Origin of the sequence: Paraburkholderia sp. DD10, assembly GCF_049177125.1 — a bacterium.
Classification (GTDB): Bacteria; Pseudomonadota; Gammaproteobacteria; order Burkholderiales; family Burkholderiaceae; genus Paraburkholderia; species Paraburkholderia terricola.
Genome location: NZ_CP185393.1, coordinates 1,869,547 through 1,884,913, shown reverse-complemented (window position 1 = coordinate 1,884,913; position 15,367 = coordinate 1,869,547). Strand labels below are relative to the sequence as shown.

General features: G+C 65.1%; 9 protein-coding genes. 5 read left to right on the top strand and 4 right to left on the bottom strand.

The genetic code is table 11. From position 1 onward, the window contains the following. Positions 1 to 38 precede the first annotated feature (38 nt). On the top strand, positions 39 to 170 hold the full coding sequence (locus tag ACOCG7_RS23690) for a hypothetical protein (RefSeq protein ID WP_280519512.1): 132 nt from the start codon (positions 39 to 41) through the stop codon (positions 168 to 170). Positions 171 to 212: 42 nt separating this feature from the next. On the opposite strand, the gene ACOCG7_RS23685 is transcribed toward ACOCG7_RS23690, so the two are convergent. From ACOCG7_RS23685 to ACOCG7_RS23675, 3 genes are read right to left on the bottom strand one after another with little or no spacing between them, the layout of a single operon-like run. Beyond that, positions 213 to 614 (bottom strand): hypothetical protein, encoded by a 402-nt coding sequence (locus ACOCG7_RS23685; protein ID WP_244744945.1) that lies wholly within the window; start codon positions 612 to 614, stop codon positions 213 to 215. 38 nt (positions 615 to 652) lie between these two features. Then, entirely contained in the window at positions 653 to 1,642 is a 990-nt protein-coding gene (locus tag ACOCG7_RS23680) for a glycosyltransferase (RefSeq protein ID WP_083083930.1), read from the bottom strand. A gap of 8 nt (positions 1,643 to 1,650) precedes the next feature. Then, positions 1,651 to 2,634, bottom strand: a complete 984-nt coding sequence (locus tag ACOCG7_RS23675; RefSeq protein ID WP_083083929.1) for an NAD-dependent epimerase/dehydratase family protein — start codon at positions 2,632 to 2,634, stop codon at positions 1,651 to 1,653. 382 nt (positions 2,635 to 3,016) lie between these two features. On the opposite strand from ACOCG7_RS23675, the gene ACOCG7_RS23670 reads away from it, so the two are divergent. Further along, positions 3,017 to 3,226, top strand: a complete 210-nt coding sequence (locus ACOCG7_RS23670; protein ID WP_083083928.1) for a hypothetical protein — start codon at positions 3,017 to 3,019, stop codon at positions 3,224 to 3,226. Positions 3,227 to 3,385: 159 nt separating this feature from the next. On the opposite strand, the gene ACOCG7_RS23665 is transcribed toward ACOCG7_RS23670, so the two are convergent. Next, a complete protein-coding gene (locus ACOCG7_RS23665; RefSeq protein ID WP_083083927.1) occupies positions 3,386 to 5,890 on the bottom strand; it encodes an FUSC family protein in 2,505 nt (834 codons plus the stop codon). A 202-nt stretch (positions 5,891 to 6,092) separates the two neighbouring features. Between ACOCG7_RS23665 and recC the strand changes: the two genes are divergently transcribed. From recC to ACOCG7_RS23650, 3 genes are read left to right on the top strand one after another with little or no spacing between them, the layout of a single operon-like run. Next, positions 6,093 to 9,467: an exodeoxyribonuclease V subunit gamma gene (gene recC, locus ACOCG7_RS23660; RefSeq protein WP_083083926.1), complete on the top strand. Its 3,375-nt coding sequence runs from the start codon at positions 6,093 to 6,095 to the stop codon at positions 9,465 to 9,467. Continuing rightward, entirely contained in the window at positions 9,464 to 13,168 is a 3,705-nt protein-coding gene (gene recB / locus ACOCG7_RS23655) for an exodeoxyribonuclease V subunit beta (protein WP_083083925.1), read from the top strand. Before recC ends, recB begins: the two co-directional genes overlap by 4 nt. After that, positions 13,165 to 15,354 (top strand): AAA family ATPase, encoded by a 2,190-nt coding sequence (locus tag ACOCG7_RS23650; RefSeq protein ID WP_083083924.1) that lies wholly within the window; start codon positions 13,165 to 13,167, stop codon positions 15,352 to 15,354. The genes recB and ACOCG7_RS23650 overlap by 4 nt, the downstream gene beginning before the upstream one ends. Positions 15,355 to 15,367 lie beyond the last annotated feature (13 nt).

The window sequence follows — 15,367 nt, the reverse complement described above, 5'->3', positions numbered from 1 at the left end:
CCGCTCTGAGCCACGTCCCGGTAGGCCGATGCGTACCAATGGCCATCGAAGAGCCGGTGTGCGCGCCGGCCTTCGAAGCTTCCATGCCGGACGTAGTGATCAAGGGGATCAGGCAGGATCGCCAGATCGGGGTAGAGCTGAAGATACAGGTCACGGTCAAACAGCCCTGACTGAGCGATAATTTCCCTCGCCTTCTCGACGGATAACCCAGGTTAAGCGCCAGTGTGCGACGTGGCGCGGTTGGTTTTCCGATCAGCCCTCGGTAACGTGACGGCGTGCGTTTGACGGCCTTCCGAATCGCCGAATTTGATGTAATGGACCAGCGGATTCACGCTGGCGAGCCGAACGTCCGGGTAGTCTTCCAGATAGCGGTTTCCGTCGAACATCGGGCCGGGTTGACGACCTTCTTTCCATCCGTGACGTACGTAATGGATGGCTGGGTCGACGGCCGCATCCGCGACGTCCGGGTTTTCATTCAGGTAGTACGCCGCATCGAAAAGCGACGACTGCCGAACTAGCCTGGCATGGCTGCGAGGCAAATTCAATGCATAGGCCATGGGCTCGACAAAGCTGCCAGCGCGTTTTCGTGCAATGCGAAATAGATCAAGAACCATGGCGATATTTAATTTGCCCGACTTGAAAATTAGATTGTCTATCGGTTGATATTGGAGTTGGTCACGAGGGAATCGATTACCGCTTGCTTGTTCTCGTTATCTTTTTTGTACGCTTCCCATTGCTGCTCGAGCCACGCTTTTCCTTCCGTCAGCAGGTTGATCTGACCGTTGAGCGTCGCTATCACTTCTTCTAGATGCTCGATGCGGTCCCTTTCCTGCGTAAGGGACTCCGTCAAATCTTGTTTCTCGCGTGCTAATGCGGAATTGGCGGAATACATTTCTGCCGACGTTTCCACCAGCAGATGCGTGGCGGATGCGAGCTGCTGTGGAAAGGCCGCCATATTTTTTGCGAGAGTTAAGACCGCCGCCGATCGCATGTGCGCCGAGTCCTTACTCATCGAACGGGCATGGAGCCGATAGTAGGCAAGTTCACGCGAATGAAACCTTGCGTTGAACCCGGCGGCAGCAATGCGGAGCCACATATCCCAATCACAGCATCCCCCCAATGATTGATCGAAGCCTCCGACCATGTTTAGTGCCGATGCTCGGACCATCACGCAGACCGGCGGGAAATATCCGCCCAATAGAAGCGACGCTAAAATATTCCCGCTTAACTGATCCCTCGCATGCTCGATCTTATGAGCGTCTGCGATTTCTCCTTCCTCGCCAACGCGAACGATGTCGCTGTAAGCCATGCCTGCATCTGGCGCCGCGGCGAGAATATGCTTCAGATCCTCAAGCATCGTTGGCGCCAGCCAATCGTCGGCATCGAGAAACACGAAATACTCGCCGTTACTGACTGCGATTCCAGTATTGCGCGCCGTCGCCACACCGGCGTTGGTTTGCCGGATGAGCCTGATACGTGGGTTGTTCAGCGAGCGCACGAGGTCCGACGGATCTTCGTCGGAGCCATCGTCGACGACGACTACTTCGAAGTCAGTGTGGGTTTGCCTGAGAACGCTTTCCACACTTTGACGAAGAAACCTTAATTGATTAAAAAAAGGTATTACCACCGAAATTAAAGGCATCGACGTTATCAAGTGAGTTGGACCTGTGAAACCAGTTGTTTCGAAAAGTAATCGAGCATTTTGCTCATGCCATCTCGCAAGCCGGTAGTCGCGGTCCAGCCAAGCAACTGTTCAGCGCGCGATACTTCGAGGACGTTGACCGGAACATCGAAATATCTCGACGATTCATATTCAACACGGATCGGTCGCCCCAGAATGTCGCTGATCGTTTCGACGATTTGCTTCAGGGACGTTCCATGCCCCGATCCGATATTCAAAATGGGCTCGCTCGAGCCGAACGCGTCGGGATCGACTTTTATCGCCGCGGAAAATGCGCTCACCACATCGTCGATATAAAGATAATCGCGGACGATTGAACCGTCGCCCCAGATCCGGATTTCGTGTCCGGTCAACGCGCGCCAGGCGAAGATCGACGCCGCCCCAAGTTGTCCCTCGACATTTTGGCCGGGTCCATAAGGGTTGCTGATACGCAGGATGCGAGCATCGACACCGAATTGGCGGCGGTAAAGCATCGCGTAAACCTCCGCTGACACTTTCGAAGCGCCGTAGAGCCCCAGCGGCCTCAAGGGATGCGCTTCCGAAACCGGCGTTGTTTCTGGGGCGCCATAAACGGTGCCGCCCGACGAAGCGAAAACCATTGGGAGGCCGGGGCGTCGCCGAAGTGCCTCCAGCAAACCCACCGTGCCCACCACGTTGGTTGTGACGTCGTCCAATGGCAGCCTGTCCGCTGTCTTGGGAACCGTTGACCAGGCGAGATGAAAGACGCCATCGACACCTTCCAGCGCGTCATGCCAAGCGTCGACTGACGCGCCAAGAGGGCATTGGACGTTGAACGCTCCCGGCACCATGCGCCTTACCGCGCGACGAACGTCGTGCCCCTCCAGCCGAAGGCGGTCAACGAGCGCCCGACCAATGAAGCCGGAGGCGCCGGTCACCAGATAGGTTTTCTTTTTCAATTCGATGAGGATTGCCGAGTGCGAGCCGGGTGACAAATAAAACTCGTCAGGGCGTGCACTCTAGCATGGGCATTTTCTGCGTTTTTTCGCAAAAGTCGGCTGCGGCTGATATTAAATGCCGGTTTATTACTGCGCGCGCAATAAATCGGGTTCTGCTTACAAAGCGCCAGAGTCTCTAGCGTGCAATTGAGGAATATTCCCAATGTATGAGGCGCAAATTCTCGGTCCGCGAGACGCCCTGCGATCCGCTTCGGCTAGTAAGACAGGTGATTCACGCAAGCTACGAGTTGCGGATGGGCGCCGCCTCGGTCGCAGCATGCGCTTGTCCGCCGGCTGCAAGCCGAGTGCAAGCTCGCTGGGCGTAGAATGCCGCCTTTCCCGACCTATCCGCGACAGCCTCGCGAACCGAGCCCGCCTCATGAACAAGCCACCGCACAAGAAGAACCCGACCTTCGGCATCGCCGTTTTCATCGTGGTCGCGGTATTGCTCGTGATCGCCACGCTTTTCTATAACGCCATCACGGAAAAGCGCGATTTCGACAATCAGAATGCGACGGCGCCGTCGATTTCCTCCACGGCAGCCGCTGCGGCTACCGTCGCCAGGCCCGCGAGCGGGCAGGCGCAATAGGGCGGCACGGTTCATCGGTTCGACAACCACGCCCGAATCACCGGCGACCTGCCGCGCACGCTAAAAACCACAACGCCCTAACGGTTGGCGCGGGTGCGCGACGCGACCTCTGCCGAGGGTTGGCAGGTGCGCGACGTTCTTCCCCCGCGCGTCGCCGTGTCAGCCTTCCGGCAGGCGAATCACGCTCGCGTCCTTGCGAATCTGCGCCGACGCGCTCAGCATCTGTTTGCACTGGTGGGCGAGCAGCTTCATGTCATTTACGGCGTCCGCCGGATAGTCCGGGGACTTTTCGGTTTCGACCACCATCGCATCGAGCTCACGGTTCAACAGTTTGATCTGTTCGCCCTGGTCGGCGGGCAGCGCCGTGCCGGCCTCGGCTTCGGTCAGATTGTCGCGAACCACGCTCAGCGCGCGTTGCAGCGGCTGTAGCGAAACACCGTCGTTCTGCTGCGCCGAGGTGCGTAGCAAAGGCGCGACCACGGTGATCTGCGAGGCGAGCACGTGGCTGCGCACCAGCAGGTCGTTCAGTTCAGGGACGAACTTTTGCGCGGACTTCGGTTCGAGCATCATGCGCTGAAACGCCTGGCCCAGATTGGCGAAGGCCACATGCACGTTCTTGCGCGCGAGCCGGTAGCGATAGTCGCGATCGAGCGCCGTGGCAGCGGCCGCGGCGGCAGGGGAGGCGCCAGTCGCCGGCGGTTTGGCGGGCGCGTTGGCGACGGCGGCCGCACCGGCATGCGCAATCGCGTTGGTGTTCGTTTCCGCACCTGTTCCGCTGCCGGTACCACTACTCACACCACTACTCGCTCCGCGACTTGTTCCAACATCGACCCCGCCGTTGGCGGCGGCCAGCGCCGGTCTGGGGATATCGATCGCCGGATCGGCCATTGCCGCGGCCGGCGCGCGCGCACCCGCCTCGGTCACGGTGGCGATCACGGCGGCGGCCGGCTTGCCGCTCCACCACCAGCTCGCTTCCAGATACTGCCGCGTGGCGCTGATCATGTTGTTGACGAGCTTGCCCATCAGCCGGTATTCCCAGTACGGGAACAGATGGCTCGCCGCGATGGCGATCGCGCATCCCACCACCGTATCGATCGCGCGTTCGCCGATGATGCGCATGCTGCCCGGCGCCAGCAGATGGAACATCAAGAGCACGTAGGAAGAGGTGAACACCACGCTTGCCGCATAGTTGAACAGCAGCAGGCTGTAGCTCATCACCATCGACGCGAACATCACCACCAGCAGGATGTGCGGTTCCTTGACGAAGATGATCAACGCGATGCTGGCCGTGCAGCCGATCAACGTACCGACGATCCGCTGCCCATTGCGCTGCTTGGTGAGCGAATAGCCCGGCTTCAGAATGATGACGGTGGTCATCACGATCCAGTACGCGTTGGTGAGCGGCAGCAGGCGGCCGAGCCAGAAGCCGACGGCGACCGCGATCGTCACCCTCAGCGCATGGCGGAAGCTCGGCGAGGCCATCGTCAGGTTCGAGAAGATCTGGCCGAACGGCACGCGGCGGCTCGAGACGAAGCGGCTGAGCGCCTGGTCGAGGCGCAATTCGGTTTCGGTCGCGCTCGGATCGCCCGACAGGCTCTTGCGCATCTTGTCGATCAGCCGCGTGGCGCTCCAGATGCGCCGGAACGTGGACGACACCGCCGAATACGCCTCGGGATTCTTCGCCGGCAGGTCCTGCTTGCGCATCAGTTCGATCTCGAACTCGATGGCGCGCAATTCCGCCTTCACGTTGACGCGCATGCGCGGCGCCTGATTTTGCAGCACCGCGAGCCCGATCTCCTCAAGATCCGCGGCCGCCTTGCGAATCAGGTCGCGGTAGAACACCAGCAGATCCGAGCCGCCGAACGTATTGCGCACCAACGGGTAATCCGTATGCGTGCCGACGAACAGTTCGTGAAGATCGACCGTATTGATGAACAGATTGAACAGCATGGCGCGGCGCGGTTCGAGCTTGCCGCTCTTGAGCCTGGGCAGGTTGCGCAGCACCATGTCGCGCGCGGCGTCCTGACGCTCCACCGCCGCGATCTGCTTGTCGACCAGATTCCGATAGCACTCGTCCAGATCGTTGTCGAGATCGTAGAACGCGGCCCGCGCGAGCAGATAGTCGGCGCACGCGAACACGCTTTCGGCGAGCGCCTGCTGCTCGATGCGATGCATCATCCAGCGGCTCACGAAGGTCGACCAATACGTGTACCAGAGACCGCCCACCAGGATCCATGACGCGTTGACGAGCGCCTGGATTGGCGTGAAGCGCTCCTCCAGCGTCAGGATCATCATGAAGAGCGTGGCGAAGCTGATCTGCGGCCAGCGGTTGCCGTACACGACGATCAGCGAGAGCACGAAGGTGAGCGGCACCACCGTGCACCACAGCGCCACCGAATTGACCGTGGCGAGGCCCGTGGCGAGCGCGGCCAGGAAGCCGATCACCGAGCACGCCAGCATCTCGTTGTGTTTGTACTTGAGCGGGCCTGGCATATCGACCACGCAGGCACCGAGCGCGCCGGTCGCGATCGTGAAGCCGAGTTCGCGATTGTTGAACACGACGAGGCACAGTACCGCGGGTAAAGAGACGCCGACCGCGATGCGCAGACCGCCGTAAAAGTACTGGCTGTAAAGGAATTTTTTTATTTCAACCGAATAGCGCATCGACTGCCTGGATTCCATTCGCAGAGAAAACGGCGTTGCAGGGACAGACCCAAACCGCCGTCGAGTCTAACTGATTTTGCGCCCGATCTGACCTCGTCCATTCGGCCGGGTTCTGCGTTGGGAGCGCCTTTGTTATGCTGTCGCTTCACTTTCTGTCGCGGCCTGGGCGTTTCGCTCGCGCCGCACGCCGGCCTCCCCATCCATGCTCCAGCTCTTCTACTCGAATCGCTACGAAACGCTTGTCGGCGCGCTGCTCGACGACCTCGCGCAAGCGCCGTCCGATCCGTGGACCGCGCAGCCCGTGATCGTGCCGAGCGCGGCGGTGCGGCGGCGGCTCGAACTGGACATCGCCGCGCGCCAGGGCATCTGCGCGAATGTCGAGTTCGGCTATCTCGCCCAATGGCTGTGGGCGCGGATCGGCGGGGTGATCGAGGTGCCCAGGCATTCGCCGTTCGCGCCGGACCGGCTCGTGTGGCGCTGCTACCGGCTGCTGGGCGAGGCGGATGAAGCCTTGCCCTGGAACGCGTCGCCGCGTCTGCGTACCTATCTGGATGCGGCGGACGCGTCCATGCGCTACGAACTGGCGCGACGTGTGGCCACCGTGCTCGACCACTATCTGACCTATCGCCCGGAATGGCTGCTGCAATGGCAAAAGGGCGGTTCGATCTTCGCGAGCGGCGCGGCGGACGACAACGGCCCGCGTCTCGTCGGTGCGAGCGAGGCGGCGCGCGAGGACGAGCGCTGGCAGGCGGCATTGTGGCGCGCGGTGCTTGCGGAGGTGGCGGGCGACGCGCAAACGCCGGCTGCCGCATTGCCGCCCGCCTATCGTTTCCTCGAGGAAATCGGCACGCTCGATCTCGATGCGATCGCCAGGGCGGATTGGCCCGAAGCGGTGAGCGTGTTCGCGCTGCCGACCATGCCGCCGTTGCACGTCGCATTGTTGCGCGCGCTGTCGCGCTGGGTCGACGTGCGTCTGTACGTGATGAACCCGTGCCGCGAGTTCTGGTTCGACGTGGTCAGTGAAGGGCGCATCGAAGCGCTCGACGCCGCCGGGCAGCGTGACTATCAGGAAGTCGGGCATCCGTTGCTGGCCGAATGGGGCCGTCAAACCCAGGCGCAGTTGCATATGCTGCATGAGCTGACCGAGAGCGCGGCATCCGGCGAGACCGGCGACTTCACCGAGAATCCGCAGCCGAGCTGGCTTGCCGCCGTGCAGAACGGCATCCTCGATTTGCGCGTGGAAATCGATCCCGACGCGTTGCCGACCGAGCGCGGCATCGAAGTCCATGTGTGCCACAGCCTGTCGCGGCAGCTCGAAGTGCTGCATGACCGCCTGCTCGGCTGGTTCGACGAGTTCGACGATTTGCAGCCGTCCGACGTGCTGGTCGCCGTGTCCGATCTCGCGACGGCCGGCCCGTTGATCGATGCGGTGTTCGGCACGGCGCCGCCCGGCGATACGCGCCGCATTCCGTATCGGATCACCGGCTTGCCGCCGTCGCAGGCCAACCCGGTCGCGCGCTTGCTGCTCGATTGGCTGGCGCTGCCCGAGCGCAGTGTGAGTGCGCCGGACCTGATCGAATGGCTGCGCGTGGACGCGATCGCCGCGCGCTACGGCATCGACGCAAGCGCGCTCGAAGCCGCGCAGGAGTGGCTGGCCGCGGCCGGCGCGCGGCGCGGGCTCGCGCCGGTGGAGCCGACCGGCGAACACGTGCCGGTCGCCCGTCACACGTTCGCCGACGCGCTCACGCGTCTTTACCTGGGTTACGCGATGCCGGACGGCGGCGAACCGGTCGACGCCTGGTTGCCGGTCGAAGGCGCCGACGGCTCGGACGCCGAATTGCTCGGCCGCCTCTCGCGTTTCGTCGACGACATCGACAGCTTCGCCGCGCGTTGCGCGGACGAACGCACGCCGGCCCAATGGACGCAACTGCTGCTCGAAACGCTCGCGCAGTGTTTCGACGGCGGCGTGGCATTCGCCGATTCGCTGGCGGCCGTGCGCGACGCGATCGACAAGATGGGTGAAGCCATGCAAGCCGGCGCGCACGAGGTCGCGTTGCCGGCCGCGGTGGTGCGCGGCGCGCTCACGGAAGCGCTCGACGACCCGGCGCGCGGCGGCGTGCCCTGGGGCAGCGTGACGTTTTCATCGCTGACGAGCTTGCGCGGTTTGCCGTACCGGATCGTCTGCCTGCTAGGCATGGACGACGGCGTGCTGCCGAGTCTCGCGCGCGCCGACGAGTTCGACCTGATGGCCGCGTTCGGCAAGGCCGGCGACCGGCAGCGCCGCGACGACGAGCGCAATCTGTTCCTCGATCTGCTGCTGGCCGCGCGCGATCGCCTGTTCATCGCGTATACGGGGCGCAGCATTCGAGACAATGCGCCGTTGCCGCCAGCCGCATTGGTCGACGAATTGCTCGACCATCTCGCGCAAGTGTCGGCGGGCGAGGGCGCGAGTCCCTCGCAAGTCGAAGCGGCGCGTCATGCGTTCATCGTCGACCATCCGCTACAGGCGTTCGCATCGGACTATTTTTCGCCGCGCGGCGAGCTGTTCACTTACGACGCCGATCGCGCGGAGCTGGCTACCTTGCTGGCCGCGCCGCGGCATCCGGCCGCCGCGCCGTTCTTCGATCAACCATTGCCGCCGGAAGACGAGGCGCCGGTTGCCTTCGACGAATTCGTGCGCTTCTGGCGGCATCCGGCGCGGGCGTTGTTGCGCGACCGCCTGGGCATCGTGCTGTCGGATGCGCAAGGCGAACTGCTCGACACCGAACCGTTCGAACTCGACTACGCCGGGCGCGACGCGTTGGCCGAGCGTCTGTTGCCCGTACTGCTCGACAGCGATACCGAAGACGACGTGCTTGACGAACGCGTACGCCGCGTCGCCGCGGCCAGTCCCGAATTGCCGGGCGGCGCGACCGGCGCGGTATGGCGTGCGCGGGAGCTCGGCGCGCTGCGCCAGCTTGCCGACAGCGTGCGCCGCGAAGTGGCCGCGGGCGTCGAGCGCATGCCGTTCGTGCTCGACATCGCGCCGCGCTGGCCCGACAGCGGTGAGATGGCGGGTACGCTCTTCGGTCCACACGACCCGGCGCTGCGTGAAGCCGCCGAAGCGCCATTGCAATTGCACGGCACGTTGAATTTGCTGACGGAAACCGGACAAGTGATTTTCCGCTACGCCAAACCCACCGCGCGCGACTATCTGTCCGCGTGGCTCGCGCATCTGGTCTATTGCGCCGCGCAGCCGGATGGCCCGCGCCGTACTGTGTGGCACGGCAGCGGCGAGAGCTTCGAACTCGCGCCGGTCGCCGCGCCGCTCGATGAACTGGCGCCGCTTGCCGCCTTGTTCAGAGCAGGGCGCAGGTTGCCGCTGCGGTTTTTCCCGAAGAGCGCCTGGACCAAGGTGAGCGAAAGCGATTCGGCGGCTCTGGGCGTGTGGGTCAATGATCGCGTGCGCGGCGAATCCGACGATGCGGCGTTGCGCATCGCGCTACGCGGCACGCCGCTCACGCTCGACGAACCGTTCGGCAATCTCGCGTCCATCGTTTTCAGGCCGCTCGTGCAGCATCTGCGGAGCGCGTCATGAACCGCGCCCTTCAGCATCACGCGCTGGTCGCCGAGGAACTCGACGTATTCGCCTGTTCGCTCGACGGCGTCAACCAGATCGAGGCGTCGGCGGGAACCGGCAAGACCTGGAACATTTGCGCGTTGTACGTGCGCCTGCTGCTCGAAAAGAACCTGAACGCGGATCAGATTCTCGTCGTCACGTTCACGAAGGCGGCCACCGCTGAATTGCACGAGCGCATTCGCGGCCGTCTCGCTGAACTGCATCGGGCAATCGACCTGGACGACGACGGCGGCGATCCGTTCATCCAGCGTCTCTTTGAAACGACGCTCGCGCCCCAGGGGGGCATCGAGCGTGACGCCGCATTGAAGGTAGTGCGCCGCGCATTGCGCACATTCGACCAGGCCGCGATTCACACGATCCACGCATTCTGTCAGCGCGCGTTGCAGGAGGCGCCGTTCGCCGCCGCCATGCCGTTCGCCTTCGAAATGGAAGCCGACGACGCGGCGTTGCGCTTCGAGATGGCGGCTGATTTCTGGCGCGAGCAGGTCGAGCCGGTGGCCCATGCGCATCCCGCGTTCGCCGCCTGGCTGGTGGCGAAACGCGCGGGCCCCGCTTCGCTCGACGAGCAGCTCGCGCGTCGTCTGAAGAAGCCGTTGGCGCAGTTGCGCTGGGGCAAGGCCGATCCGGGCGCAAGCGGTGCCGATCCGCAAGCCGGTTTCGATGCGGCCTGCGAAGTCTGGTGTGCGGAGCGCGACGCGATCGTCGGTCTGCTCGCGCAGGCGCAAGAGCGTCTCAGCAAGACCACACACAAGCCGGATCACGTGAGCGCGGCGATCGCCGCGTGGACCGAATACTTCGCGCAGGGCGATTGTCATGCGCCGCCGCCGCGGGCCGCGTTGAAGCTGACGGCGTCGGCATTGAAGAAGGCCACCAAGGTGAAGTTCGAACCGCCCGAGCACGCGTTCTTCGAACATGCCGAAGCATTGGCGGCCGCGGTGGTCGCGGCCGAAGCCGCGCAACGCGCGCGTTGGCTCTCGCTCGTTCAGGCCTGGCTCGATTACGCGCCCGCCGAACTGGCGGCGCGCAAGCGCACGCGCCGCGTGGTCTCGTTCGACGATCTGCTGTCGAACCTCTACCGCGCGCTTGCGGCGCACCCCTGGCTTGCCGATGCGTTGCGCACGCGTTATCCGGCCGCGCTGATCGACGAGTTCCAGGACACCGATCCGTTGCAGTTCGCGATCTTCAGCCGCATCTTCGCGCCGGCCGGGCCGCTCTTTCTCGTCGGCGATCCGAAGCAGGCGATCTACAGTTTTCGCGCGGCGGATCTGCATACCTATCTGACGGCGCGCGCGGCGGCTTCGGCGTGCTACACGCTCGCGGTCAATCAGCGCTCCACCGCGCCGATCGTCGAGGCTTGCAACCGGCTCTTCGAAGCCAATCCGCAGGCGTTCGTGCTCGACGGTCTCGACTATCAGCCGGTGCGCGCGGGCGAGCGGCGCAGGCCGCCTTTCTCCGACCCCGACGCGAGCGCCGGCGACTTCCGCATCTGGAGCCTGCCGCAAGGCGACGCCGCATTGACCAAGCGCGAGGCTCAGCGCGAAGCGAGCGAAGCGTGCGCGGCCGAGATCGTGCGGCTATTGCGCGGCGCGCGTGAAGGCGCCGTGACGATCGGCGACGCGCCGCTTGCACCGGGCAACATCGCGGTGCTGGTGCAAACGCATAAGCAGGGCAGTCTGATCAAACGCGTGCTGGCGGCGTGGGGCGTCGGCAGCGTGGAACTGGCGCAGGCCTCGGTGTTCGCGACGCTCGACGCGGAGCAGATCGAACGCGTGCTGGCCGCGGTCGACACGCCCGGCGATCTGCGCCGCCTGCGCGCCGCGCTGGCGACCGACTGGCTCGGGCTCGACGCCGCCGCGTTGTGGCGTCTCGAACAGGCCGCCGACGCGCCCGCACCCGCCGACGACCCCGCGCATGCCGCGGACGCGATGGGCTGGGTCGAGCGTTTTTCACGCTACCGGATGCTGTGGCACGAGCGCGGCTTCGCCGTGATGTGGCGCACGCTGATGCGCGAACTGCGCGTCGCGCAACGGCTGGTCGCCGGAGCCGACGGCGAGCGTCGTCTGACGAACGTGAACCACCTGGCCGAACTCGTGCAGGCGCGCGCCGCCACGCAACCCGGCATCGCGCCGACCTTGCGCTGGCTCGCCGCGCAACGCACGCAAGGTGGCGGCGAAGACGCGCAGTTGCGGCTCGAGTCGGATCGCAACCTCGTGCAGATCGTTACCGTTCATAAATCGAAGGGGCTGGAGTATGCAGTGGTGTTCTGTCCGTTCCTGAACGACGGCGCGCTGCGCGAGCCGCCGTCTTCCGGCTTGCCGGACGCGCGCGAGTATCACGACGAAACGGGCGACGCGGTGCTGCATTACGGTTGCGACGACGAGGAGGCCGAGCGCGCGGCGCGTCACGCGGTGCGCGAACAGGCGGCGGAGCGGGCGCGGCTCGTCTACGTCGCGTTGACGCGCGCCGTCTACCGTTGCTATCTGGTTGCGGGCACGTATCTGTCGTCGCGTTCCACCCGGGAGTCGCGCCGCAGCGTGTTGAACTGGCTGGTGGGCGGCAGCGGTCACGGCTTCGACGACTGGCTTACCGATCCGCCCGACGAAGCCGCTTTGTCGGCAAGCTGGCAAGCGCTGGCGGGCGGTCCGATCACGTTGCAGGCGTTGCCGAAAGTGGCGCGCCGCGTACCGTTGGAAAGCATCCAGGACAGCGGCGCGCGGATGCAGGCGCGCGCCAATCGCCGGCCCTTGCGCGATCAGTGGCGCATGGCGAGCTTCAGCGGTCTGATCGCCGCGGGAAGCAAGACCGAGGAGATGCACGCGCCGGTGGAAGAAGTGCGGCCCGATCACGACGAGATCGCCGATGCGCTCGTGTCCGCGCCGCCGCTCGTGCCAGTGCGCGCGCAGCAGGCGCCGTCTTACGCCGAGGACGACATTCTCGCGTTTCCGCGCGGCGCGGCGGCGGGCGACTGCCTGCATCGCATGTTCGAACTGGCGGATTTCACCAAACCGCAAACCTGGCCCGACGCGATTCGCGGCGCGTTGCGCGAGCGCCCGGCGCCGGCCGTGCCCGAACTCGCAACGCGTCTACCCGCGATGATGCACAAGCTGATCGCGGACGTCGTGACCACCGAACTCGTGCCCGGCATGGTGCTGTCCAAACTGGACCCGCGCCGCCGAATCAATGAACTGGAGTTTCTGTTCGCGGCGCCGTCGCTCGATTTCCCGGCATTGCGCGAGTTGCTGATCGAACACGGCTATCCCGACGTCGCGCTGGAACCCGGCGTGTTGCGCGGTTTCGTCAAGGGATTCATCGACATGATCGTCGAACACGACGGACGCTTCTGGATCGTCGACTGGAAATCGAACCATCTGGGCGACAGTGCCGCCGACTACGCCGACGCGCCACTCCAGGCGGCCATGGCGAGCCATGCGTATCACCTGCAAGCGCTGCTTTATACGGTCGCGCTGCATCGTTACCTGAAAACGCGGCTGCGCGACTACTCGTATGACACGCACATTGGCGGCTATCTGTATCTGTTCGTGCGCGGCGTGCGTCCGCAGTGGCGCGATGCCGACGGCCCGGCGGGCGTGCATGGGCGCAGGCCCCCATTCGAACTGGTCGCGCTGCTCGACGCGGCGATGATCGGAGGTGCCGCATGAGCACGCTCGAACACACTAATTCAACGCCGCCGGAACTCGATGACATCGACATCGGCGTGAATCTGCCTGCGCCGGCCGATTTCAGCATCGCGCTCGCGGAGGGTTTCGCGCGCCGCATCGGCACGCTGGCGCGGCGCGGCGGCGCGTCGGCCGAGGCGGTGAAATGGGCGGCGCGGGGCGCGTTCGCCGCGAGCCGCGCGACGGCCGAGGGGCACGTATGCGTGCCCCTCGCGGTGCTGGCGCGACGCTTCGAGGCATCGAGCGCGGAGGTGCGCGCGGCGCTGTTCGCGAGCGGCATGGCGAGCGACGGTTCGCAGAGCGCCGCGGCGTTGCGTCCGTTGGTGGTCGATGGGCAAGGGCGGTTGTATCTGGCGCGCTACTACGACTACGAGCGGCGGCTGGCGCGCTCGCTGGTGGCGCACGCGGGTGCGGAGGCGCAGCGGGTGCGCGAGGACCAGGCCCGGAGTCGTGATCATGTTGCGGGCGGTGGCGACGCCGCGACAGGCGCGGATGCGAGCGCCGACGCCAACGCCAAAACACTGCACGAGCGCCTGCTGCGTTATTTCGGTCCGCCGAAGGACGACGAACTCGACTGGCAGCGCGTCGCGGCCGTCATGGCGCTGTCAGGATGGCTCACCATCGTCAGCGGTGGACCGGGCACGGGCAAGACCACGACCGTGGTGGGCGTGCTTGCCTGCTTGCTCGATGCGCGCGCCGATCTGCGAATCGCGCTCGCTGCGCCGACCGGCAAGGCGGCGCAGCGGATGCAGGAAGCCTTGCTCGCGCGCGCCGGCGAATTGCCGCCCGCGCTCGCCGCGCGCTTGCCGCAGACTTCGTACACGCTGCATCGTCTGCTTGGCTCGGGACCGGGGGGGCGTTTCCGGCATCATCGCGACAATCCGCTGCCGTATGACGTTGTGGTGATCGACGAGGCGTCGATGATCGACGTCGCGATGGCTGCGCATCTGCTCGATGCGATCGCCCCGCGCACGCGTCTCGTGATGCTCGGAGACAAGGATCAGTTGGCCGCCGTCGAGGCCGGCGCGGTGTTCGCGGAACTCAGCGCGCGGCCGGACTTCACGCCAGCCGGGATGCAGCGGATCGCCGCCGCGTTGGGTATCGCGGAGGCGCGGCTCGCGCAAGCATTGCCGCGTGCATCGCGAAGCGTCCACGAGGAGCGAGGCGGTCGGTCCACTCGTGAAGAAGTGCCGGACCATTTTCATGCGCCGTTCGACGATCTGTTCGCGCGTGCCGATGCGCCGGATGCTGTCGTTGCGCGCTCCGATGATGATCTGTTCGAACACGCCGTCTCGTCTGCCTACGCGTCGGCGATGGGATCGGCGGCATCACCGCTTCAAAGCCCGCTAGCCGACTGTGTCGTCTGGCTCGAGCGCAATTATCGCTTCGGCCTCGAATCGCCGATCGGCCGCTTGTCGCTCGCGATCCGCAACGGCTCGGCGAACGCGGCGCTCGACGTCATGAGCCTCGATCCGCTCGAACCGTGCGCCGCGGCGCTTCACGAAGATACCCACGCGACGCTTGCCGAGCGCACGGTCGCGCGGCTGGCCGCGGGCTTCGCGCCGTATGCGGACGCGCTCGCCGCGGCGCTCGCCGCCGAAACGCCGGACCCGTTGCCGCTTTTCGATGCGTTGAACCGCTTCCGCGTGTTGTGCGCGACGCGTTCGGGGCCGCGTGGCGTCGATCAGGTGAATGCGGTCATGGCGGCTCAAGTGAGACGCTCGTCCGGCGTGACGCTCGCCGTGGGCGCGCAATGGTTCGCGGGACGGCCGGTGATGGTCACGCGCAACGATTACGCGCTGGGCCTGTTCAACGGCGATATCGGCATCGCGCTGCCGGGCGCGGGCGGTGCGTTGCGGGTGTACTTTCGTACCGGTGACGGCGGTCTGCGGGCGGTCTCGCCGGCCGCGCTCCCGCCGCACGATACGGCGTTCGCGCTCACGGTCCACAAGTCGCAAGGCTCCGAGTTCGAACACGCGGTGCTGATGCTGCCGTCGGCGTTCAGCCGGGTGTTGTCGCGCGAGCTCGTGTACACGGCGATCACCCGGGCGCGCGAGCGGGTGGAAGTGATCGGTTCGCGGGCCGTGCTGGCGCAGGCTATCGAGACGCCGACGCAGCGTGACTCGGGGCTGGCCGCAAGAATCGCGGAGGCGTCGGGTAACGCGTAGCGGTGCGGCATGG